Here is a 22,991-nt window from a genome sequence, read left to right on the forward strand (position 1 = left end):
ATGAAGAAGATCATCAATCAGCCGGAGACGCTTGTCCGCGAGATGTGTAACGGTCTTGTTATGGCGCATCCGAGCCTGGAGTTCAATTCCAAATATAAAGTAATGAAGAAAAAAGACATTAACGCCGCAAAGGTTACGCTGATCAGCGGCGGCGGCAGCGGCCATGAGCCGGCCCATGCCGGCTATATCGGCAAAGGCATGCTGGATGCGGCGGTATGCGGCGACGTATTTGCATCCCCTTCCCAGATTCAGGTGTACCAGGCGATCAAGTCGACGGCAAGCAAGCAAGGCACGCTGCTTATTATTAAGAACTACAGCGGCGATATGATGAACTTCAAGAATGCCGCTCATCTGGCGGCCGAGGACGGCATCCAAGTCGATTACGTCAAAGTAGACGACGACATTGCCGTTGAAGACAGCTTGTATACGGTTGGACGCCGCGGCGTTGCCGGCACGGTGCTTGTTCACAAGATCGCCGGTGCGGCTGCGGAAGCGGGATGGAGTCTCTCCGAAGTAAAAGCTGCCGCCGAGAACGCGATAGCCCATGTCCGCAGCATCGGGTTTGCTTTTACCTCTTGCACGGTTCCGGCCAAAGGCACGCCAACGTTTGCGATTGGCGAAGACGAGATGGAATATGGCGTTGGCATTCACGGCGAGCCGGGTATCCGCAGAGAAAAGCGGATCTCCGCCGATGAGCTGGCTGGAAGAATGGTTACCGAGCTGCTTGCAAGCCTGAATATAAGTGCCGGCTCTTCGGATGAAATCGCCGTGCTTGTTAACGGCTTTGGCGGAACGCCGCTTCAAGAGCTGTATCTGCTCAACAACGGTGTAATGCGCGAGCTGCATGCGAGAGGCATCACCGTAAACAAGGTATTTGTCGGCAACTATATGACCAGTATCGATATGGCGGGTGCCTCCCTGTCCATCATGAAGCTGGACGAGCAGCTCAGGCAGCTCTTAAACGAAGAATGCGATACGCCTGCATTCCTTGTACGGGGCGGAGCTTCGGAGCCGGTGTCCTATGCGGCGCTGGAGGAAACGGTGCACAATCGTGACGCTGTCTCCTACCGTGTAGAAACCAGCGAAGAATATGCCATAGTCCGGAACGGAAAGCTGTCCCTTCGCAATATGACTTATCTCATTGATAAGATGTGCGAGATCATTATCGAGAATGAAGTGCCTTTCTGCGACTTGGACTCCCATGCCGGCGACGGAGATTTTGGCATGAGCGTGGCCAAAGGCTTCAAGCAGCTGAAAGCAGAGTGGAAGGATATCGTGGGCGGATCCGAGGATATCGGCAGCTTCCTGCATGCCTGCTCCCTGATCATCATGGAGCATTGCGGCGGAGCATCCGGCCCGATCTGGGGCTCGGCCTTCCGTGCCGGCGGCAAATATGCCGAAGGCAAGGCCGAGCTGACCGTTGCTGAGGTAGCAGAGCTGCTTGATGCTGTAGTGAAGGGGATTCAGGCAACCGGCGAACGGTCCTTTGGCCGCGGCGCCGTTGTGGGAGACAAGACGCTGATCGATGCGTTGATCCCTTATGCGGACAGCTGGAAGACAGCCGCGGGAGCGGGAACCGAGCTGAAGGCTGCCGGTATCGCCGCTGCCGAAGCGGCGGTTGCAGGCGCCAAGCAGACCGAAACGATCGTTGCCCGGATGGGCCGTGCAGGCACAGTCGGCGAACGGAGCATCGGTTACCCCGATGCGGGCGCTTATGCGCTTGGCGTTATTTTTACGGGATTGTCCGTCGTGCTGAGATAGCTTAATAACAAGAAACAGCAGCAATCATTGACGTGAGAATGAGTGCTGCTGTTTCTTGTTTTATTCCGCTAAGTCATTTTGAATATTGTACTTTAAGGTTTTGGACCAGAAATACATTCCCATCCCGAATAGAGTCAACATGCCGCCTAAGAGCTGGAACAAGGAAATGGTTTCTCCCAAGAGGAAATACGCAAGAATAATAGCCAGAACGGGCTCTCCGATTATGCCTACCGAGACGGTAGTTGCCCCCATGGATTTCAGCAGCAGGTTGAAAATGTACTGTCCAAAAATGGTCGGGATGATGGCAAGCAGCAAAAAATAAGTCCAGTCGGAGGAGTTGTATCCCGCTAATGAGATGTGATTGAACAAATTGTAGATAAGCATGACAGTCCCGCCAATAAAAAATACGATAATGCTGTACACATTGGCATCGAGTTTGCGGCTTACCTTCTGCCCGGCCAGTAAATAGACTGACACGGAGATGGTGCCGATTAGCGACAAACCGTCTCCAATCAACGCTTCCGTCGATATCCCTATGTCTCCCCAGGCGATGAAGATGGAACCAAAGAGCGCGGCAATCAAGCAGCAAACGGTGATCAGAGAAGCTCTTTCCTTAAACAAAAAATAGGAACCGATCAGGACAAACAGAGGCTGCAGCGACAAGATGACCATGGAGCTTGCTACTGAGGTATGTACCAAGGATTCCATCCAGAAGAGAAAATGCAGCCCTAGAAAAACACCGGCTAATATAACGATACCCCACTCTTTTTTATTCATCGCTATGGAGCGAAGCCTTCTCCAAGGCACAAAAGCGAGCATGAGGATGACGGAAATAAACAATCTGTACATCCCTGCCACAGAGGTTGGCGTATCCGAAAATTTGATTAATATAGAAGAGACCGAGACGGACAAGATGCTGATGAATAACAAAAAATGCGGATTAAGTCTACCCATAATTCCTCCAAACGGTTAGAACAATTACCCGTGCACGGAATTGTAATGATATGAAGAAGCTGGATATAATAATATCATCGCTAACGCTTATTTTGTGTAACAATATCTTTCATTAATATCGAAATATCGTCAAATTGAGGAGCTGCACGTTGAACAAACAATTACATGAAGCGATTCGCTATCCGGACGAGGCATTCCCGTACATCATGTACACCCATACGGTTCACAGGACTGTTCCCGAAGGCAGAGGATTTAACGATCTGCATTGGCATGAAGAATTGCAAATGACTTTGGTGACCAAAGGGAAATTAACGATACAAGTCAACGGGATTGATCATGATTTGGAATACGGACAGGCTATTTTTATCAATAAGAGCGTCCTCCACATCGTTACGCAGCTCACTCCCGACGGCGAGTACGTGAGTTTTAATTTCCCCGAGAAGCTGCTCGCCTTTTATTCCGACAGTGCCATGGAGAAAAGCTACGTACTCCCTTATACCAACTCTTATTTATTATCCATTGAAATTAAAGGGGATGCGGCATGGGAAAACCAAATCTTGCAAATCCTTTGGGGAATGAAACACGAATTCGATAAGAAAACAAGCTGGGGATGGCAGTACGAGGTTGCCATAAGAACGGTTCAGTTATGGTTGATTCTCATCTCTCATATCTCCCTTTCTTCCGAGGAATCCTCTAAGCATAACCGACGCGAGCAAGAGAGGCTGCAATTAATGCTCAGCTTTATTCACCAAAACTATACGAACCCCATAACCTTGAAGGAAATTGCCGATGTCGCTCATTTAAGCGTATCGGAGTGTACGCGCAGCTTTAAAAAAAGCATACACGTGACTCCCTACGACTACCTGGTTAAGTACCGGATTAAAAAGAGCTGCGATTTGTTGGAATCAACCGACAAAGCAATAACCGAGATTGCCCAAAGAGTTGGATTCAATCATGTGAACCATTTTATCCAATCGTTCAAAAAACACCGCGACCTGACGCCCAAGGATTTCCGTAAAATGAGAAATGAACAATCGACATAAAAAGGGGAGCGGCTTGCCTAGGGCAAGCTGCTCCCCTTTTTCGATGGCTATTTTGCCGCGAGAATTCTCGCCGCTTCCTCAGCTTCTTTATAAGCCTTCTGCAGAATTGCATCTTTATCCAATACAGCCGTCCCTTGGACCCGAATGATTTCATAATCCTCGATACCGATAAAATTAAACATGGATTTCAAATACTTATTCGAGTATTCGACTTCGGTATACCAATCATTATTGGTGTAGATGGCTCCGCTTCCCTGAATGACGAGCATGCTTCTTCCGTCCTTAAGCAGACCAACCGAGCCGTTCTCGGTATATTTGAATGTCTCCCTGGCGATCAGAATGTTGTCCATGTAATCCTTTAATTTGGACGGAACATTGAAGTTATGCAGCGGAGAAGCAATGACATATTTATTGGCGCTTTTAAATTGCTGCAATACCTTGTTCATGCGATCGGTTACTTCTTGTTCTTCGTTTGTTAAGGCTTCTCCGTTTCTTTGTTTCCCCCAAGCGCTCAAGACCGTTTTGTCGACCGCAGGCACATCATCTTCATATAAATTAATCTGTTCAATGACCTCGTCGTTTGGATGCTGCTCTTTGTACATCTTCATAAAGTAATCCAAAACATTAAGACTAAAGGAAGAAGTGCTGTTCACTTCGGGATGTGCGTTAATGATTAGAAGCTTGCTCATTATAGGGTTCCTCCAATTGTTTTTTGTTTATACAAGATAAAGACAACCGAAGAAACTTCTCTGTGACAGTAAAAGCAATTAAATTACATCCGCTTGTCTTTCCTCAGCTTCTCTAACGTTTAAGATTTCCGTTTGTGACGTATTTATGATGGCATTTCGTGATAACCGTACTGACAGGATAGATTTCACAGTTTGACTTTCAACCTACTAGTAGGTATAATCAACTTATCGAAAAGAGGTGAACACAAAATGAATCGTGCGGACGAGATTCTTCATGTTGCTCATGAGCTGCTCGTGGAACGAGGTTATAATGGCTTCAGCTATGCGGATATCGCCGATAAAGTAGGCATTCAGAAGGCCAGCATTCATTATCATTTCCCGTCTAAAGAGAATCTGGTTCAAAGCGTTATCCAGCGTTACCGTTCCATTGTCAAATCCAAACTAAGCGAGCTCGACAAGATCCCGGTCGACTCCGTTCAGAAGCTAAGGCTGTACCTGAACTATTGGAATGAATGCCTTCAGAATAAAGCGAGTGACGTATGTTTATGCGCTCAGCTAGCGGCGGAAGTCCCCATGCTGCCGGAGTCGGTCCGAATTGAAGTCCAGGGTCATTTTGAGGAGCTTTCCGGTTGGATCGCCGGTCTATTGCGAGAAGCGATTGACAAGCGCCAGTTATCACTCTCTGCCGATCAGGTTAAGGACGAAGCCGAATTCGTCGTTGCTTCCATTCACGGCGGAATGCTGTCGGCAAGAACCTATAATAACGGCGAGTATTTTAATCAGATAAGCAAGCAATTACTAATTAAAATCGAGGCCGCGAGCTAATCGATTTTTTTTGACCAACACCATCCTACTAGTAGGTTGAAAAATCCAATACAATATGATTATACAGGGAGGATTCAATGATGAATTCAAATGCAGCGGAAATGAAGAAACCGGTTATTGTTTTTATTCACGGCGCCTTTATGACACCGGACAGCTGGGCACCAATGAGAGATTATTTTACCAAACAGGGATTTGAGACACTGGCTCCCGCTTGGCCGCTTCACGATCGTCCTATCAAGGAACAGCGGAGCAACCCTTCAAAGGGACTGGGCAAGCTTGGCCTGGCAGAAGTCGTTGACCATTATGCGCAAATTATTCGGGCATTGCCGGAGAAGCCAATTCTGATTGGGCATTCGTTCGGCGGTCTCATTACTCAAATCCTTATGGACCGCAACTTAGGAGCAGCCGGTATAGCCATTGACCCTGCTGCGCCAAAAGGCATTAACGCCGGGGCTTACAAGACGGCATCCAAGTCGGTAGCCTCCATTCTTCTTAAGCCATGGAAAAAGACAGCAAGCTTGACGTTTGAGCAATTCCAGTATGCTTTTGTAAATACCATGCCTTTGCAGGAGCAAAAAGAAGCGTTCGGCTACTCTGTCCCTGAAACGACAAGAATCTTTTTCCAAAGCGCGTTTGCCTCCTTTAATTCGCAAAGCCCGCTGACGGTTAACTTCAAGAACGGCAACCGGGGGCCGCTTCTGATTATTGCGGGAGAAGAAGACCATATCGTTCCCGCAGCCATGGTGGAGAAGAATTTCCAGCTTTATGATCAACAATCCGGAGCTATAACCCAGTTTGTAGAGTTCCCGAAAAGGTCTCACTGGATTATTGCCGAGAAGGGCTTCGAAGAGGTTGCGAATTTCATTAAACACTGGGTTCACGTACAATTGCACTAATCATCCTAAACAAGACACAAGCGAGGTCCGGAAATGACTAGCATCCCCGAAAAGATCAGGCAGAATATGATTTGCACAAGAGAAATAATGAGTTTGGTCAGCCCCCGCATCCTCATGGAGCGGACGCCGCAGGTGATCCGGCATGAATCGGATATTATTCATCCCGTTTATAACAGCGTTATTGCTTATCATGGTGCCGTAAGCGAAGAGGCCTTGGTTGAGATCCGAACAATTGCGGAGCATTACCGGATCCGCAGGATCCCGTTCACTTGGCTGAGCTGGTCCCATGACGCTAATGCGGATGACTTGACCAAAGTGCTGGAAGCAAACGGTCTTAGCAAGGTCGATGACATAACCGGCATGTCGCTTTCCCTGATCGATTGGTCGCATGAGGCACCGGCAATTCCCGGCTTCTTCATCAAACCGATCCGGAAAGCTTCCGAGATGTTCTACTTCCGGGATATTGTACCGCCCGTCTTTCGCTTGGACGGAGAAGCTGGCGATGTCCTCGTGCATATCTGCGAAGCTGCCGCTTTCGGCGAGAACCCCAAATACCGGCATTACGTCGGATTCCTGAACGGAGAACCGGCAGCCGTTGCTACCGCGGTCCATGAAGGGGACACCATCGGCATCTACAACGTGGCCACGCTGGACGCCTACCGGCGCAAGGGCCTCGGAAGCGCATTGACGGTGCATGCACTGCGCGAAGGACAAGCTGCGGGCGGAAGGCTTGCCGTGCTTCTGGCGAGCAAGCTGGGAGCCAACGTATATCGAACGATAGGTTTCAAAGAAGAAACGGCGATCGAGGTCTATTTGGGTTGAAGGATCGTGCAAAGAGCCCTTAGCTGCGCAAATTGCAGTTAAGGGCTCTTTCGTTATTTTATGCCAAACCCCATGCCGTACACGCCAGGGAAAGTGGTCTCTTTGCCAAGCCTTACGGCCGCCTCAAGAGTCCAATAAGGGTTTCTCAGCATGCCTCGGCCAACGGCAACCAGATCCGCCTCTTCATTGCCGATCACGGCATTTGCTAACGCCGGGTCGTCCAATCGCCCAACAGCAATGACGGGAACATGATTCGCATTCCTAATTTCTCTTGCCATAGGCACTTGATAAGCGACATGGGTGCCCGGTCTCCCATGTGCCAGTATTGGACCTTCTCCTCCGGAACTGACATGGAACATGTCTACTCCCGCGTCCTTGTAAACTTTAGAAAAAGCAATGCTTTCCTCCAAGCCGTAGCCTTCATCGACGTATTCCCTTGCCGAAATACGCATGAGAAGCGGCATATGATCGGGTATGACGCTTTTTACCGCTCGAATGACCTGCTGGCCAAACAACGTCAAATCCTGGCCGTATTCATCCGTACGTTTATTGGTATAGGAAGAATGGAACTGATGAATTAAGTAGCCATGAGCCCCGTGAACCTCAATGGTGTCCACCCCGGCTTTAACAGCGCGTTCTGCGGCCAAGCGGAATTTCTCCACCATCTGCTTTGTTTCCTCCGTTGTTAACGCGCGCGGCGTCTTGGACTTCTCATCGAAAGGAATGGCAGATGGCGCTACCGGAACCTCCGCATCTTCCGCTTTGCGTCCCGCATGGGCGATCTGAATGCCTATTTTGGCGCCATATTGGTGAACGGCATCCACGATGCGCTTCAATGGAGCGATCTGCTCGTCCGACCAAAGCCCAAGGTCGAGATCCGTAATGCGGCCATCCGGCTCAACATCCGTCATCTCTATAATAATGAGGCTTGCGCCTCCGATTGCACGGCTTACATAGTGATGATAATGCCAATCGTTTACAATCCCGTCCTTCTTTGTAACGGCATATTGGCACATCGGCGGCATAACGACGCGGTTTCTCAGCTCAAGACCTTTTATCGTAAACGGCGTAAATAAATGATCCATCTTCTCTTCTCCTCAATTCGGGTTTTGTAGTAGCCAGTTTGTATTGTAAACCCGTTGAGAATAATCATGCATAGGCTGCTAAAAACGGCTGCCGGATACGATTTCTATCCTGCCTGCTCCGGCAGCCATTCCGCCCGCAGCCGGATCGTTACCGTTGTGCCGACACCAAGCTGCGAAGAGATTTCAAGTCCGTAAATATCGCCGGCGTACAGCTTGATGCGCTCGTTCACATTAAACAAGCCGTAGGAGCTGCCGATGCCGTCCGTTTTCTCTTCGGGCGGAGGCGCTGCCCTCAGCAGCTGCCGGGAGCGCTCTTCATCCATTCCGATTCCGTTATCGGATATGGTAATCAATAAGTCCCCGCTCTCCTCTTTGACGAGAATGGAGATCAGCCCGCGTTTTTGCTTCATTTTCCGGATGCCGTGAAGCAGCGCGTTCTCCACAATCGGCTGCAGAATCAGCTTAGGAATCTGGCAGCTTGCGATATGCGGATCCACCTCGAGGTGAAAATCAAACGTATTCGGGAACCGGTTCTGCTGAATGTTCAGGTAAACCTCTGCGAGCCGGACCTCATCCTCCATGCTAACAATGCTCTTGCCCTTGTTAAGGCTGAGACGGAAGTATTTCGCCAAGCTGTCAATCATCTGACTGATGTCGGATGCGCCTTTGCCGATCGCAATCCAATTGATCATATCAAGCGTGTTATACAAAAAATGAGGATTAATCTGCGCTTGAAGCGCCTGCAGCTGCGCTTCGCGTTCATGAATCTCGGCCCGGTATTTCTCTTCTACTAGCGTGCGAACACGCAGGATCAGATGATCCACGCTTCGTTCCAGGACGAGGAAATCGCTGTTTGAGACAACGGGCAGCTCTTCCAAGCTGTCCGTGCCTTCCCTGCGGATGACGGTGATTACCTTCCGCACCCTTTGGTTCATTCCCCGGACAATGATGGCCAGCAGAACGAACGGCAGCAGCGTGAATAATGCGAAATACTCCAAAAGGGAAGTCAGGCTGGAACGCTGGGTCAGCTTCACCGCCTGCGGGGACAGCTGGCCTCCGTTGCTTTGCGCTACCAGCTTCCAGTTCGTGGGAGAGATCGTCGTGAACATGACCTCGTCCGTATCCTTGCTAAGCCGGAAAGCATGCCCGTCACTGTCCTTGCTCGCATTAAGCTGGTCTCTCATCTCGGGAGTTATCCGCGTTCCGATCTTTGCGCGATCAGGGTGGTCGATTATCGTACCCGCCGAATCCACCAGGTAGACCTGCGTTCCGGACGAGAATTCAAGGGCGGACAACAGATCGGAGACCATCTTCTCCTTCACATCAATCATCATGACTCCGGAGATTCTATCGTAATGCTCGGGATCGCGCAGCATGCGGGCTGACGACAGCACATCGACATTTCCAGCCTCCAAATAGGTCTGCCGATAAATGCCGCTCCAGACGATGCTCCCGTTCCCGGCGATAATATCGTTATACCAAGGATTGTCCATTAAACTGTCCAACGAGAAAAAGTTCACCTTCTCCCCGGCGTACAGCTTTGATTTGTCCACGAACAGCCTTACGCGGAATACGTCCGAATTGGACTGAACCGATTCAACCAGATTCCGCAAGTCCTTGACGACCTCAAGCTGGGTATCGATAAGCTTGTCCGTATCGCTTACGGATAAATATTGATGCAGTTTATTATTCATAAAAGCAGCATCGCTAATCTCCTCGATATGCTGCAGCCTATAGGATAAGTTGCTTCCCGCCTGCTCCAGCGTCAGCTGCATCGTCCGCATGACTTCATTCTTCAGAATCGTGGTGGAGCGCTCATAGTAACCGTATAAGATCACGGCCGCCGGCAAAACAATAAGCAGGAAATAAGCGATCAGCCATTGACGGGGGATCGCAATACGGCGAAGAAGACGACGGAGCCATCCGCCACCTTCCTCCTTGTATGGGCGCTTCATCGGGCGCGCCGCCTCCCTTGCCGGCCTAAACATGTTTCTCCCGGTAAACGCTTGGCGTTACGCCGGTCATTTTCTTGAACAGCTTGGTGAAATAGCTCGGATCCGTGTAACCAATCGCGTAACATATATCGTAAAACTTGTACTGCGGATCGCGAAGCATTTCCTTCGCCTTCTCTACTCTTACCTGCGTCATGTACTCGCCTACCGTCTGGCCCGACTCTTGCTTGAACAACAGACTGACATAGGTCGGAGTCAGGAATACCTCCCTGCCGATATCCGTGACCGTCAAGCTGCCGTCCGCATAGTCTCTCTCGATAATGGCCCGGACACGCTCGACGAGATTAGCTACCTTGCCGGTACGCTTCTCGCCGATCCTCTCGCAGGCTGCGAGCAGATAAGCTTCGAGAATATGCTTCATCTCGCCAAGCGTCTCCCGGTCAAGCAAGGATTCCCATACTGCCGCTTCCGCCGCTTCCAGCTCATCGGACTGCATATTCAACTCCAGCAGCAGCTGGCCTGCGGCCAGGAAAATTTGCATGCAAACGTTGCGTCCGTATTTCAAGCCATCCGGGCGGTTACGATTCAAGTCAGCAAAGATGGACCCCAATACTTCTTGCAGCTTGCCCGTGTCCGCCGCTTTAAGCGCGGAGGTAAGCTCTTCGTTATAGATGAATTCATAACGGCTGGAGCAGCCGCTCCCCTGCTCCGGATGTTCCAAGCTGTCCATCGTAATGACGCGGTTTTTGCCCAAATACCATTTATGATTTACGGCTTCGCGGGCTTGCTTAAAGCAATGGGACAGACTGCCGAGACCGGTTACGCCATCGCTGATTCCAATCGTTACGCCGATCTTCAGCCAACGCTCGAGATTGTCGCGGATCCTGCCGGCCAGCTCAAGCAGCTGCTCCGCGGCATCGCCTAATCCCTCGCTGTCCATGCTCATGCGCAGAATACCGGCATACTCCCCCGTATGATGCTCAAACACATAACCGCCCATATGGCTGTCGATCAGCTCCTGGCAAATGTTAAGAATCGAATACCAGAGCAGCTGCCGGTCTCTCTCGCTTCGGACGCTTATCAACTCGGTCAAATCGTCAACCGCGATGTCGATTACCCAGTAAGAGGACTCCTCAGGCAGGCTGAGCTCGAGAAATTGGACTCTTTCCTGAATGTCCCGATTCTGCAAACCGCCATTGATCAGCGACAACAGAAACTTCTCCCGAAGCACGGGCATTCCTTCCTTCAGCCTCACCTGCAGCTCTTCCTTCCTCTGCTGCTCGGCGCGTTGTTCATCCAGATCGCTCACAACGCGCTTTAGCACGGCGCTTAACTCTTCCAGATTTACGGGCTTGAAAATGTAGTCAACCGCGCTGACTTTCATGGCGGATTTCAAATAATCGGCATCGTCATGACCGCTGACAAAAATGATCTTCACATGCGGATAATGTTCATTAATAAGGCGGGCCAACGTTATTCCGTCCATATTCGGCATGCGTACGTCCGTCAGGACAAGATCGGGTGCTTCCCGCTCGATCATCTCGAAGGCGACGTCCCCGTCATCGGCCTCTCCCAAAATCTCAATGCCAAAAGAGGACCAGTTGAAGTAGGATTGCAAGCCTGTTCTGACGGTTGTCTCGTCATCGACAACAAGCAGCTTGTACATGGTTTTGTCCTCCTTAAGCGATTTTAGCTATTTCTTAAACTTTACTCCTTGATCTTCCAATATGTCATGCAGTTTGTCCATGGATATATTTTGCATGCTGGCGGCATTGTCGATAGAGAGCGATGCGGCAATACCGGCAGCCTGCCCCAGCGCGTAACAGGTTGCCTGCACCCGCATCGAAGACATCGCGACATGCGTCGCGGAAATGGAACGGCCCGCTACCAGCAGATTGTCGTAAGCCTCCGGCACCATGCAGCGGTACGGAATGTCGTAGCCGTCAATTTTCCGCTCGTCCGTTGTTTTCTGAGCGTCCGGACTATGAATGTCAATCTCGTAATTCGTCTGAGCCACAACATCCGGGAATCTGGCGCCGCCGGTCAAATCCTGCTCGTTAAGCGTATAGAGGCCAACGATTTGATTCGTCTCGCGGGTACCGGTCTGCGGCGCGATATGGGTCAGCGCATAATTCTCAAAGCCGGTCTTCTGAAGATAATAAGCTATGGAGAACACTTGCCTTAGCGCTTCCGTCTCGGCATAATTGACTTCTTCAATCTTAGCCCCGTTGGCTTTGACGCGCGACATATTGACGAGCAGCGAACCGTCATTGTTATGCTCCCAATACAATCTTCTCCCTTGAGGCAGATCGGATACTTCTTTATATTCGTAGCAGCCTTCCGGCAAAATAGGCGTTACCGGCTTGCCGGTATCCTGCATCGTGAACATAAGCGTCATCGGCTGTGTCAGCCCATCGCTTTCCCGGCCGGTTGTATACGGCACGCCGGCATCAATAGCGACACGGGCATCACCCGTACAGTCGATAAAGCAATCTCCTTCAAACGCCTTCAGCCCCTCCCGGGTCGATACGATAACGGCCTTAATCTTGCTGCCCTCCCGAATGGTGCCTACAAACTCGCAATGGAAGTAGACATCCACCTTTTCTTTCTTCATCTTCTCGTTCAAGTAATGGCGCAGCATAAAAGGAGAATATTGCGGCGCGATGGATTCATCATGGCCGGCAGGAAGCGACTCCGCCAGCATCTCCGCAATCAGCTCGCGGTAAATGCCCGTCACGTTGCCGATCGGCATAAACACGCTGACGTTAGCAATTGTCCCCATGCCGCCAAGCTGGGCTGTTTTCTCTAGCAGAACAACCTTCTTGCCGCAGCGGGAAGCGCTGATCGCGGCGGCCGTGCCTGCCGGTCCCCCGCCGATAATTACGACGTCCGCGTGCTTGTAAGTTTCGATTTCTCGCGTAAAAGAATAGGTAGTCATCATCTATTTCCCCTCTCCACAGGAACGCAGCGGAGGGCTTGTTGCCTCGCCCTCCCTGCCAGATTTATTATTTGGTTGTTTTGTACCAATCGTTCACTTCTCTGGCGCTTGCTTCCCCGCCTTCGGCATTATATTTCTTCTGGAAGCCGCTTAAGCCCTCCAGCTTTTCGCTGCCCGCAATCAGCTTCACGGTATAGTCGCCGGACATCGTCTCGAGCTTCATATTATTTTTCGAATAGTTTTCCAGATAAGGCGCTACGCTAAGCTCATTCAGAATTTTATCCGAATCGGCCGTCTTGTTGTTGAGCGTATCAAATGCCTCGAACATCACCGGGTTTTTACGTACGCGTGCCTGCCAGTATTGCGGATAGTTGGCTTCGTCCGTTCCCACCATGTAGTTATTCGCAAGGTTGCGTTCATCGTTAAAGATCGGCAGAATTGGCGTGTACGAACCGTTATCAACCGTATAATGAGTGCCTTCCACACCGATGGCAAGCTCTTTAAACGTAGCCGATTCAAGGCTTGCATTAATCCATTTAACCGCGTCCTCCGGATTCTTGGAGGATTTCGGGATAAAGCTCAAACGGTCAAAGCCTCTGTTCGCTCCAAAGCCGGATTTGCCGCTTGGGCCTTTAAGGGCAGGTACATAAGAAAACTTCGCGTCAGGCGCTGCTTTTGCAAGCGCATCGGCTACGCCCGGAATGTCAGCCCAGTGAATCGCAATAGCGCCCGCTTTGCCGCTCGAGAACTTTTCTTTTGCCGTCGCGTCTTTGTTTACGACAAATTCTTTATCGAGCAATCCGCCTGCGTAAAGCTCGGAGACATATTTCACATAGTCCGGGAAAGCCGGATCGAGAACGCGGGGGACCAGCTGTCCGTCAACGTTATTCCATGGGTTCGGCATTCCGAAAGCGCCTACAAGATCATCAATCATTGGCAAGTCGCCTTTGATGGTAAAAGGAACGTTCTGGCTGCCGTTGCCGCCCGGATCTTTGTCTTTAAACGCCTGCAGGACCGCTTCGAATTCTTCCGTTGTTGTTGGCATCTTCATGCCAACCTTGTCGAGCCAATCCGTGCGGATGAGAATACCCGTGCCTACCGGGTAAGTAATGATGTTCGGAATGGCATACAGCTTGCCGTCAACCTTCAGCGCATCCATCGATTGCTGAGAGATCGCGTTCTTGATGTTTGGCCCGAATTGGTCGATCAATGGGGTTAGATCAATGAGTGCGCCTTTTTTCGCATAGTCAGAGTAAAGCGCCATATCGATGTACGAGGTTACGATATCGTAAGGCTCGCCGGAGGCCATGAGCAGATTCAGCTTTTGAGCCGGATTATCCTGCGGAAGCATATCGTATTGCACCTTGTAGCCCGTCTTTTCCTCGAGCAGCTTCGCTACCGGATAGTTGGCATAATCCTCGCCTTGGAAGACATCCAGTCGTTTCAGGGTTGGAAGATTGCCGCCGGAATCCGATGCGACCGTATTGCCGGATGCTTGCGGAGCGTTTGACGCTGCCGCGTCATTGCCATTGTTATTCGACGAGCATGCGGCTAAAGAGCTAGCCAGAACAACCGTTGTTGCTGCAAGTGAAAGCTTTTTTGTCATTTGTTTCATTGCATGACCCTCCTGTGAAATATATTATTTATCATCAATCCTGTGGTAACCGCAATTAGGGAGTAGTTCTTCGCCCTCCCTAATTGTCGGGTAACCGCAATTAGGGAGTAGTTCTTCGCCCTCCCTAATTGTCGGGTAACCGCAATTAGGGAGTAGTTCTTCGCCCTCCCTAATTGTCGGGTAACCGCAATTAGGGAGTAGTTCATTACCTCTCCCTAATTGTCGGGTAACCGCAATTAGGGAGTAGTTCTTCGCCCTCCCTAATTGTCGGGTAACCGCAATTAGGGAGTAGTTCATTACCTCTCCCTAATTGTCGGGTAACCGCGATAGGGTAACCTCAGGAATTGAATACGAAGCACGGCTTGCTTAACCTTTCACCGAACCAATAAGGACGCCCTTGATGAAATACTTCTGCAGGAACGGGTACACGAGCAGAATCGGAATAGTGGAAGCAATAACGGTAGCCGCCCTGACTCCTTCCGCGGGAACATTCATCATGTCCTCCGCGCTCATCTTGAAGCTTGAAGAATCGGCATTCATCACAATGTCCTGCAAGTACAGCTGCAGCGGTTTAAGCGATGTGCTATTAATGTAGAGCATCGGATTAAAGTAATCGTTCCAATAATAAACCGCGTAGAATAGTCCGATTGTAGCAAGGACAGGACCGCTGAGCGGCAGAATAATGCGGAACAAAATCGTATAGTTGCGCGCGCCGTCCAGCTTGGCAGACTCCTCGAGACTTTGCGGAAGACTTTCGAAGTAGCTTTTGATGACGAGCATATTAAACACGCTGATTAATCCCGGCAATATGAGAGAACCAAGGTTATCAATCAGATCCAGCTGCCGAATGAGCAGATAGCTCGGAATAATGCCGCCGTTAAACATCATCGTAAAAACAAACAGGATAATGATGAGGCGAGCGCCGGGCAGCTCCCGCTTCGATAGCGGGTAAGCCGTCATTGCCGTAACAATGAGTGAAGCGAGCGTGCCCGCTACAGCGACCAGAACCGAAATGAGCAGCGCGTGGAGAAATTGATTGTTCGTGACGACATATTGCAGCGTATCTAGCTGGAACCCGATGGGAAACAGGTTGACCTTCCCGGATGTAATCGCCCATTCTTCACTGACCGACTTCGACAACACCGTGACGAAAGGAACCAGCGTCGACAGGCCCATCGCAATCAAGCTTACATAAATGACGGTATCGAGTACGTAATCACCGATTTTTCGGCTGTGCATGCTAATGCCTCCTTACCAAATGCTTCTCTTCAAAAACTTCTTGCTGAGCATGTTGCCGCTGATAATAAGAATGAATCCAACAACGGAGTTGAACAGGCCAACCGCCGTGCTGAAGCTGTAATCCTGCTGGCCGAGACCCATCCGGTAAACATAGGTCCCGATCACGTCTCCGGTGTCGTATACAAGCGGATTGTACATCGTCAGTATTTGTTCAGTGCCCGCTTCGAGCAGGCTTCCGATCCGAAGAATAAACATCAGCACAATTGTGGGCATAATGCCCGGGAGCGTTATTGAAATCATCTTGCGAATGCGGCCCGCTCCATCGATCGATGCGGCCTCGTACTGCTCCTGATCAATGCCTGCGATTGCGGCGATAAAGATAATGGCGTTCCAGCCAATCTCCTTCCAGCCTGCCGTAAAGACAACGACACTGCGGAAGAATGAATTATCCTGCAGGAACGATATCGGCTCGCCGCTAAACAACGTAATGATTTGATTCACCAGGCCGTCCGTCGGAGACAGCAGCGTAACGAACAAGCCGGAGATGATTACCCATGACAGAAAATGCGGCAAGTAGATAATCGTTTGGATCGTGCGCTTGAACAGCATTTTCCGAACCTCGTTAAGCAAGAGCGCCACAACGATCGGAACCGGGAACAGCAGCACAATCTTGTACATGCTGATGAGCAGCGTATTCGTCAGCACGCGGAAGAAGTCTTCGGAATGAACAAGCTTCCGGAATTGCTCCAGCCCCACCCACTCGCTGCCTCCTATGCCGCTGAATATGTTAAAGTCCTGAAACGCGATAACAACGCCGTACATCGGCGTATATTTGAACAAAAGTAAGAAGATTAGTCCCGGTACGAGCAGCACGTACATATCCCAATTGCTGCGCGCCAGCTTCCAGCGGCTGCTTTTATTCAACTTTCCTCACCTGCTTTTCTTTAAATGTTATATCTGTATTGTAAAAGAAGAGGCCGGGAGGTTCGTAGAATGTAATCCTTTGATTTCTGGTTGTTTTTTATAAAAGTGGTGGGGAACAGCAAACTGCGCATTTGAATGTTCTTCCGATCGCCATTGCTCGGGGATTCCCCCTGAACGGGGAATAAGGAAGGAATCCCCGAGCAAAAGCGAACGCTTAAAAGCTTTCTGCAAGAAAGCTGCTTCGAAAGCATAGTCTTCTTCTACAGAATCATTCAAACCTACAGATTTTTAAAGAAAACAACTAGAGGAGGGGGAGGCGGCTTGGTTCTGCCAATTAAAATGGCAGAACTAATTTTAAGAACAACAAAACAAAACACAAAAAAGCGATGCAGAAAATTCTCTGCACCGCTTTTCTTTTGAACATTTTTACACTTGTGGGAAGCCAAGCTTGTATTGTCTTGGAAGCTCGATTTCTTTATGAAGCACGAATGCCGCTTCGAGAGCCCAATAAGGATTGCGAAGCATTCCTCTGCCCACCGCAACAAGATCCGCATCTTCATTGCCGATAACCGAATTGGCAAGCGTTGGCTCGTCGAGCCGGCCTACCGCAATAACCGGAACATTCAGAGCTTCTCTAATTGCTCTAGCGAGCGGCACCTGATAAGCGGCATGTGTTCCCGGTCTTCCCGCAGCCGCAATTGGACCCTCTCCGCCTGCGCTGATATGGAAGATATCAACGCCAGCCTCTTTGAATTCCTTCGCGAACGCGATGCTTTCGTTAAGGCCATAACCGCCCTCCACATATTCGCGCGCGGAGATCCGCATAATGAGTGGCATATCGGCAGGCATTTCGCTTTTGGCCGCTTTAATCACTTCTTTACCAAACAACGCCAGATCCTGGCCATACTTATCCGTTCTCTTGTTCGTCAACGGGGACACAAACTGATGGATCAGATAGCCGTGAGCGCCATGAAGCTCAATCGTATCTACACCGGCTTTTACCGCGCGGCGCACCGCGAGACGGAATTTCTCCACCATCTCTTCGACTTCTTCCGTAGTTAGCGCTCTAGGAGTCTTGGATTTCTCGTCAAAAGGAATAGCCGAAGGAGCAACGGGCACCTCCGCATCCTCGGCTTTGCGGCCTGCATGAGCGATCTGAATCCCTACTTTTGCTCCATGCTGATGGCTGGCTTCAATAATACGGGCTAACGCGGGAATATGATCATCCGACCAAATGCCAAGGTCATAATCAGAAATGCGTCCATCCGGCTCGACATCCGTCATTTCAATAATAATCAGCCCCGTACCGCCAATTGCGCGGCTGACATAATGGGTATAATGCCAGTCGTTTGCAATACCGTCTTTGTTCGTGACCGAGTATTGGCACATCGGCGGCATAACAACGCGATTTTTCAGAGACAAGCTTTTCATTTCATATGGCGTAAATAAGTGCTTCAAATTCATATCTCTCCTCTATTTTCTAATCCCATGGAAAACCATGATAAGGCTTTTGTAAATGAATGGTACAAATCTATTATATCTTCTTGATATCAATAAAACTAATTATATAAATTGCAATAAATCATAAATAAATTTATAATCAGAATCATTCGCAACAGGCAGGAGAGGAAGAGCAACGATGGTGGATTTTGAATGGTACCGCAGCTTTATCGCAATTTACAAGCATCACTCCGTATCCGAAGCGGCCAAAACCCGAATGATGACGCAGCCCGCAATGAGCCAGCACTTGGCCGCTCTGGAAGCCGAGGTAGGCGAGGCTTTGTTTGCGCGTGTATCGAGGAGACTTGTTGCTACAGAACGGGGTAAGGAGCTCTATTCCCGGCTCGCTCCGCTGGTGGAATCTCTGGAGGAGGCAACGGCTGGACTCAAATCCACCTCCCTGCCGAATAACCGGGTGTTCCGCATCGGCTTGTCCCTTGAATATTTCCAGGAGCTTCTCCTGCCCAAGCTTACGGATGCTGCCATATGCAGCGTCTCTTACTTCGGAACCGCGGATCAGCTGCTCGACCTGTTGAAGGAAGACCAGGTGGACCTGATTATTACGCCAAAGAAATTCTCCGTTCCCGGCATCGAATATGAATGGCTGATGGAGGAGACTTTTACGATCATTACGCCTGCCAGCTTCGCCATCCCGGCACTTTGCAGTCTGAAGGAAATCGAGGAATGGCTGTCCGGACAAAGGTGGATTTCCTACGGTCTGGAGCTTCCCATTATTAGACGTCTGTGGAGAGAGCATTTCAAGCGCCGCCCGCTTATTAAGCCCAAGCATGTGATCCCCAATCTGCATGCCGTTATCAGGGCTGTCGAGGCGGGAGCGGGAATCAGCGTTATCCCTACCTATCTGCTTGCGAATTCGAAGGCGAACATTCAGATCAGCTTTGATCAATTGACCGTTACGAATGAACTGTTTATCGCTTATAAGAGCAAGCACAAGCATATGCCCGAGCTGATGGAGATCATATCCATTGTTCGGCAGGATTAGAATGCCTTGAAATGAAGCTTTTACCGATAAGTTCATTGAATCGGTTTATTTTTCGTTGTTTTTCCAAGTGTTTATAGATATCCGTTCGCTTTATACTGAAAGCGCTTTAATAATCGCTCATGCGAGACAATTCTTGAAGAAAGGCAGGCTGGTACTTAGTTGAATTGAATTTTGCTTAAAAATCTCTGCAAGGGAGAAGTGACTATTTATGTCCATTAAGCAAGGCTTGTATTTACCTGAAAAATTGTGGGCGGCACTCCTGTCCGCGGTATTTATCTTGTCGGCGGCGTTGTTCGTACAACCTGCGCATGCGGCCTCCTCATTAATTGTTAACAATGCAGAAAAGCAAGCGACGGACAACAACCCGGTCTGGGCCCAAGGCGGCTGGATGATGAAAGAAGGAGATACGTTCTATTGGTATGGCCTCGACATTTCTCAACCATCCAAGCTTCCGGACGGAACGCCTAATCCAAACTGGACCAAGAAAGTCAGCGCATACACGTCAACAGATCTGGTAACCTGGACAGCGCATAGGGAGGTTGTCAACTTTCCGTCCATAAATGAGTATCGCGACAATACAGGAGACACCTCTATCCCTGAATTTGACAGAAGCCAATGGTTTGGCAGACCGCTCGTCCAATTCAACAGCATCATTGATAAATATGTGATGTACATGGAATACGGCTGCTGCGGTTATCGCAATTCCGTCTCCATCTGGTACAGTGATTCCCCGACAGGTCCGTTCACGTACCAAAAGGTGATGGTTACCCCCGGCAATTACTACGGGCAAGGAGACCTCGGTTCGATTTTCACGGACGACGACGGCAGCACTTACCTGTCTTACACCGTGGATTGGAGACTTAAAACCGACGGCAAGCCGGATTATAATTCCGGAATTGCTATCGGCAAGCTGGAAACCGCGTTAAATGCAAACAATGAATACGAGATTAATGTAGTCTCTACAACGCTTTTGCAGTCGACAGCTCCTTATAAAGAAGCAACCACGCTGTTCAAAAAAGACGCTACGTACTACTTGATGGCCTCCGAGACCAACGGGTATGAATCCAGCCGCTCTTATTACTATACGGCGCCTAGCATAACCGGCCCTTGGACGCAGGCTTACTGGGCTTCGACTACCTCCTGGAACGGAGCGAGCTATGCCGGAACAAGCCCTGCCGCCTCCAACTCTTTCGATACGCAGATTGACCAGATCCTTCCGATCCAAGGCTCGGAAGGCACGTTATATATGTATATCGGCGACCGTTGGAACAACATGAAAAACAAAGCCAATACGGGTCCTGCAAGCACGGGACCGGGCCGCAACCCGTTTTATCCGCTTACCTTCGATTCTGCGGGCAAGCCAATTATCAACGGGTATGAACAATGGAATGCGGATGTAGCCGCCGGAACCTGGAGCCCGCCTGCTTCTGCTGTTCCCGGCCCTGTTGACGCGAATTTAACTTACGCCATCGTCAACGGCAATTCGGGCAAAGCGCTCGGCATTACCAGTAACCTGACTACGAGCGGAGCAACGCTTGAGCAGCGCCCTTTTAGCGGGGCAGTCAGCCAATCCTGGAAATTTGCCCCTGCAGGTTCCGGTTATTATTTCATCCAAAATACCAACAGCGGCATGTACATGGACATGAAGGATGCTTCAACGGCAGATGGAGGCCAAGCCATCCAATGGACGGCTAACGGCGCCAATAATCAGCAATGGCAGCTTGTGGACGTTGGAGGCGGCTACTATAAAATCAAGAACCGCAACAGCGGCAAAGTGCTCGGAATCAGCAGCGGTTCAACGGGAGACGGCGCTCCCGTTATCCAATGGGCTGAGACAGGCTCGGCCAACCAAACATGGCGCTTCGATGCGGTGGCTTCAATCGATTTGACCAAGACGTATTCCATATCCAACCGCAACAGCACCAAGTCACTGGGTACAGTAGGCGATGCGGCGGCAGACGGCACAAAGATCGAACAACGTCCGTTCACGGGCGTGGCAAGCCAGTCCTGGCAATTCGAGTATACAAACGGCTATTATAAAATCAAAAACGCAAACAGCGGCAAGTACATGGATATTGCCGGAGCCTCCACGGCCGATGGCGCAAATAATGTTATTCAGTCAGCAAGCAGCTCCAGCAGCCAGCTGTGGCAGCTTATTGATGCAGGCAGCGGCTACTACAAGCTTAAAAATGTCAACAGCGGCAAAATGCTCGGGCTCAGCGCCGGCAGCACGGCCGATGGCGCCATTAATATGCAGTGGACGGAATCGGGCTCCATGAATCAGAACTGGAGCTTTACGGTTCTTTAATCGACAAAAAGCCTTGGCCACAGTTAATGGCCAAGGCTTTTTGTATCCCTCTAAAACAGATCTCCCTTACTCCGCGGCCTGAGCGGCAACCTTGATATCATCAAAGTACAGAGTACTCAATCCTTCAAATCCTGAATCCGCGCCGATAAGAACAAAAATCTCGCCCTTGGCATTTGAAGTCACCTTCGCGCTATATTCAAAATCAACACGTTGATAGCCTTCCTTCTCCGGGTCAGGTTTGGCAGCGTTGCCGATTACCTTGACATCTTTGCCGCCGGTTCCTTGACTGCCGACATCCACGTTCATTCTGTAATATTCCTCACCTGCCGTAGTTGTTTTAACAGACAATGGTTCGCTTGACAGGATACCTGCCTTCAAGAATACGGATTCCGCAGGTGAACCGCCAATACCGATCATCCCTCCACCCGCTTCGGTGTACATCGCAAATTTCAAATTGACGTTGTAGGTTTTATTTGGCTTGAACCCTTCAATGCCCTTGGAAAGAAACATGAACAAATCATCGCTGCGATTATGACCGGCAAGCTTCAACCCGTAATTAGCGGTATTGTTCGGAACGGGAAGTAATTTGCGGGCAAAGTCCAATTCGTAAATCTCTTTATCATAATCGATTGGCAAATCGGCAAAGCCCCCCTTCCATCCTTCCGTATCCTTCGAAAATTGATAATTGAAGCTTATTGAGCCAGGCGCCTGTGCCTGATTGGTGAGAGTAATCGTATCGGTTGCCGGCTGCCACTGGAGACGGATGCCGAGCAGTGAAGCCAATGACCGGGCTGGAACGAATATCATGCCTTTTGCCTGGCGAACCTGCTCGGGCAGCTTGATTTTCTCTCCCTTCGCATTCACCGCATAAGAAGAGTTCAACGTGAATTTAATATTGCCGAAGCTTTTCCCCGACAAGGTAATGACCTGGCTCTTGTTATTCCAACTAAGGGAAACGCCTAATGATTCGGCAGCGGCTCTGACGGGAAGCATCGTATTGCCGTTCTTCACAAATGGGGCTGCAAGCAGGCTATGCTTACCCGTGTTATTGCTATAGTGAACATCGTTTATCTTAAAAGTAACGGCAGAGGGAGCGGCGGCAGCAGCTTTGCTTTCTGCTCCATGCGCCAATGGCGCGCTGCCTGCCGAAATGACACTCGCAAATAAAAGACTGGACAGCATGATATTTTTTCTTTTCATGAATAATATTCTTCCTTTCTGCTCTGATGTACTCTCTAGACGTAATGATTAATTTAAAAGTTACAGCTGTTATATTGGAATTAGTATGCAGTTTTTTTAAGTGATTATTATCCAGTACAGTGATAATTAAAGATATTAAAGATATTTATTTCTAAATTAATGACTGGTTAATCACTTTTTTTGCCTCAAGATAACGACAATACGGATTTTCCTTGTTCGAGCTTGAAGTCTATTAAT

At 49.7% G+C, this 22,991-nt stretch carries 18 protein-coding genes; 7 read left to right on the forward strand and 11 right to left on the reverse strand.

What is annotated here, in order from left to right:
* Positions 1-1,761 (forward strand): dihydroxyacetone kinase subunit DhaK, encoded by a 1,761-nt coding sequence (gene dhaK / locus M3194_RS19155; RefSeq protein ID WP_251655670.1) that lies wholly within the window; start codon positions 1-3, stop codon positions 1,759-1,761.
* Between the two features lie 60 nt (positions 1,762-1,821).
* Here the strand turns inward: dhaK and M3194_RS19160 are convergent, their stop codons facing one another.
* Positions 1,822-2,715 (reverse strand): DMT family transporter, encoded by an 894-nt coding sequence (locus M3194_RS19160; protein WP_251655671.1) that lies wholly within the window; start codon positions 2,713-2,715, stop codon positions 1,822-1,824.
* A gap of 149 nt (positions 2,716-2,864) precedes the next feature.
* On the opposite strand from M3194_RS19160, the gene M3194_RS19165 reads away from it, so the two are divergent.
* Complete coding sequence (locus tag M3194_RS19165; protein WP_251655672.1) at positions 2,865-3,758, forward strand: AraC family transcriptional regulator; 894 nt, start codon at positions 2,865-2,867, stop codon at positions 3,756-3,758.
* A gap of 47 nt (positions 3,759-3,805) precedes the next feature.
* Here M3194_RS19165 and M3194_RS19170 read toward each other — a convergent pair whose 3' ends face one another.
* On the reverse strand, positions 3,806-4,447 hold the full coding sequence (locus tag M3194_RS19170; RefSeq protein WP_251655673.1) for an FMN-dependent NADH-azoreductase: 642 nt from the start codon (positions 4,445-4,447) through the stop codon (positions 3,806-3,808).
* A 249-nt stretch (positions 4,448-4,696) separates the two neighbouring features.
* Here M3194_RS19170 and M3194_RS19175 point away from each other — a divergent pair, with 249 nt between their 5' ends.
* The 3 genes from M3194_RS19175 (at position 4,697) to M3194_RS19185 (ending at position 6,990) form a co-directional block, all read left to right on the forward strand.
* Positions 4,697-5,272 carry a TetR/AcrR family transcriptional regulator gene (locus M3194_RS19175; protein WP_251655674.1) on the forward strand — a complete coding sequence of 192 codons (576 nt, stop codon included), beginning with the start codon at positions 4,697-4,699 and terminating at the stop codon, positions 5,270-5,272.
* A gap of 77 nt (positions 5,273-5,349) precedes the next feature.
* On the forward strand, positions 5,350-6,168 hold the full coding sequence (locus tag M3194_RS19180; RefSeq protein ID WP_251655675.1) for an alpha/beta hydrolase: 819 nt from the start codon (positions 5,350-5,352) through the stop codon (positions 6,166-6,168).
* 87 nt (positions 6,169-6,255) lie between these two features.
* The gene (locus tag M3194_RS19185; protein ID WP_251655676.1) at positions 6,256-6,990 is read left to right on the forward strand and encodes a GNAT family N-acetyltransferase; all 735 of its coding nucleotides are present in this window, start codon (positions 6,256-6,258) and stop codon (positions 6,988-6,990) included.
* Between the two features lie 53 nt (positions 6,991-7,043).
* Here the strand turns inward: M3194_RS19185 and M3194_RS19190 are convergent, their stop codons facing one another.
* The 8 genes from M3194_RS19190 to M3194_RS19225 form a co-directional block, all read right to left on the reverse strand.
* Positions 7,044-8,075 carry an NADH:flavin oxidoreductase/NADH oxidase gene (locus M3194_RS19190; protein ID WP_251655677.1) on the reverse strand — a complete coding sequence of 344 codons (1,032 nt, stop codon included), beginning with the start codon at positions 8,073-8,075 and terminating at the stop codon, positions 7,044-7,046.
* Between the two features lie 104 nt (positions 8,076-8,179).
* A complete protein-coding gene (locus M3194_RS19195) occupies positions 8,180-10,030 on the reverse strand; it encodes a cache domain-containing sensor histidine kinase (RefSeq protein WP_251655678.1) in 1,851 nt (616 codons plus the stop codon).
* A 25-nt stretch (positions 10,031-10,055) separates the two neighbouring features.
* Entirely contained in the window at positions 10,056-11,693 is a 1,638-nt protein-coding gene (locus tag M3194_RS19200; RefSeq protein ID WP_251655679.1) for a response regulator, read from the reverse strand.
* A 27-nt stretch (positions 11,694-11,720) separates the two neighbouring features.
* Positions 11,721-12,968 carry an FAD-dependent oxidoreductase gene (locus tag M3194_RS19205; protein WP_285889368.1) on the reverse strand — a complete coding sequence of 416 codons (1,248 nt, stop codon included), beginning with the start codon at positions 12,966-12,968 and terminating at the stop codon, positions 11,721-11,723.
* A gap of 64 nt (positions 12,969-13,032) precedes the next feature.
* Positions 13,033-14,580, reverse strand: coding sequence for an extracellular solute-binding protein (locus M3194_RS19210; RefSeq protein ID WP_251655680.1), 1,548 nt, complete (start codon positions 14,578-14,580; stop codon positions 13,033-13,035).
* A 366-nt stretch (positions 14,581-14,946) separates the two neighbouring features.
* Positions 14,947-15,819 carry a carbohydrate ABC transporter permease gene (locus tag M3194_RS19215; RefSeq protein WP_251655681.1) on the reverse strand — a complete coding sequence of 291 codons (873 nt, stop codon included), beginning with the start codon at positions 15,817-15,819 and terminating at the stop codon, positions 14,947-14,949.
* Positions 15,820-15,831: 12 nt separating this feature from the next.
* On the reverse strand, positions 15,832-16,743 hold the full coding sequence (locus M3194_RS19220; RefSeq protein WP_251655682.1) for an ABC transporter permease: 912 nt from the start codon (positions 16,741-16,743) through the stop codon (positions 15,832-15,834).
* Between the two features lie 426 nt (positions 16,744-17,169).
* Positions 17,170-18,201: an NADH:flavin oxidoreductase/NADH oxidase gene (locus tag M3194_RS19225; RefSeq protein WP_251655683.1), complete on the reverse strand. Its 1,032-nt coding sequence runs from the start codon at positions 18,199-18,201 to the stop codon at positions 17,170-17,172.
* A 181-nt stretch (positions 18,202-18,382) separates the two neighbouring features.
* On the opposite strand from M3194_RS19225, the gene M3194_RS19230 reads away from it, so the two are divergent.
* Both M3194_RS19230 and M3194_RS19235 read left to right on the forward strand, forming a co-directional pair.
* The gene (locus M3194_RS19230; RefSeq protein ID WP_251655684.1) at positions 18,383-19,246 is read left to right on the forward strand and encodes a LysR family transcriptional regulator; all 864 of its coding nucleotides are present in this window, start codon (positions 18,383-18,385) and stop codon (positions 19,244-19,246) included.
* Between the two features lie 208 nt (positions 19,247-19,454).
* Complete coding sequence (locus tag M3194_RS19235; RefSeq protein WP_251655685.1) at positions 19,455-21,554, forward strand: RICIN domain-containing protein; 2,100 nt, start codon at positions 19,455-19,457, stop codon at positions 21,552-21,554.
* A 66-nt stretch (positions 21,555-21,620) separates the two neighbouring features.
* Here M3194_RS19235 and M3194_RS19240 read toward each other — a convergent pair whose 3' ends face one another.
* Positions 21,621-22,754: a copper amine oxidase N-terminal domain-containing protein gene (locus M3194_RS19240; RefSeq protein ID WP_251655686.1), complete on the reverse strand. Its 1,134-nt coding sequence runs from the start codon at positions 22,752-22,754 to the stop codon at positions 21,621-21,623.
* Positions 22,755-22,991 lie beyond the last annotated feature (237 nt).

Origin of the sequence: Paenibacillus glycanilyticus (assembly GCF_023715145.1) — a bacterium.
Classification (GTDB): Bacteria; Bacillota; Bacilli; order Paenibacillales; family Paenibacillaceae; genus Pristimantibacillus; species Pristimantibacillus glycanilyticus_A.

Coding starts and splice junctions, on each gene's coding strand:
- dhaK (WP_251655670.1), top strand. CDS start 1: ATGAAGAAGATCATCAATCAGCCGGAGACGCTTGTCCGCGAGATGTGT.
- M3194_RS19160 (WP_251655671.1), bottom strand. CDS start 2,715: ATGGGTAGACTTAATCCGCATTTTTTGTTATTCATCAGCATCTTGTCC.
- M3194_RS19170 (WP_251655673.1), bottom strand. CDS start 4,447: ATGAGCAAGCTTCTAATCATTAACGCACATCCCGAAGTGAACAGCACT.
- M3194_RS19175 (WP_251655674.1), top strand. CDS start 4,697: ATGAATCGTGCGGACGAGATTCTTCATGTTGCTCATGAGCTGCTCGTG.
- M3194_RS19180 (WP_251655675.1), top strand. CDS start 5,350: ATGATGAATTCAAATGCAGCGGAAATGAAGAAACCGGTTATTGTTTTT.
- M3194_RS19185 (WP_251655676.1), top strand. CDS start 6,256: ATGAGTTTGGTCAGCCCCCGCATCCTCATGGAGCGGACGCCGCAGGTG.
- M3194_RS19190 (WP_251655677.1), bottom strand. CDS start 8,075: ATGGATCATTTATTTACGCCGTTTACGATAAAAGGTCTTGAGCTGAGA.
- M3194_RS19195 (WP_251655678.1), bottom strand. CDS start 10,030: ATGAAGCGCCCATACAAGGAGGAAGGTGGCGGATGGCTCCGTCGTCTT.
- M3194_RS19200 (WP_251655679.1), bottom strand. CDS start 11,693: ATGTACAAGCTGCTTGTTGTCGATGACGAGACAACCGTCAGAACAGGC.
- M3194_RS19205 (WP_285889368.1), bottom strand. CDS start 12,968: ATGATGACTACCTATTCTTTTACGCGAGAAATCGAAACTTACAAGCAC.
- M3194_RS19210 (WP_251655680.1), bottom strand. CDS start 14,580: ATGAAACAAATGACAAAAAAGCTTTCACTTGCAGCAACAACGGTTGTT.
- M3194_RS19215 (WP_251655681.1), bottom strand. CDS start 15,819: ATGCACAGCCGAAAAATCGGTGATTACGTACTCGATACCGTCATTTAT.
- M3194_RS19230 (WP_251655684.1), top strand. CDS start 18,383: ATGGTGGATTTTGAATGGTACCGCAGCTTTATCGCAATTTACAAGCAT.
- M3194_RS19235 (WP_251655685.1), top strand. CDS start 19,455: ATGTCCATTAAGCAAGGCTTGTATTTACCTGAAAAATTGTGGGCGGCA.
- M3194_RS19240 (WP_251655686.1), bottom strand. CDS start 22,754: ATGAAAAGAAAAAATATCATGCTGTCCAGTCTTTTATTTGCGAGTGTC.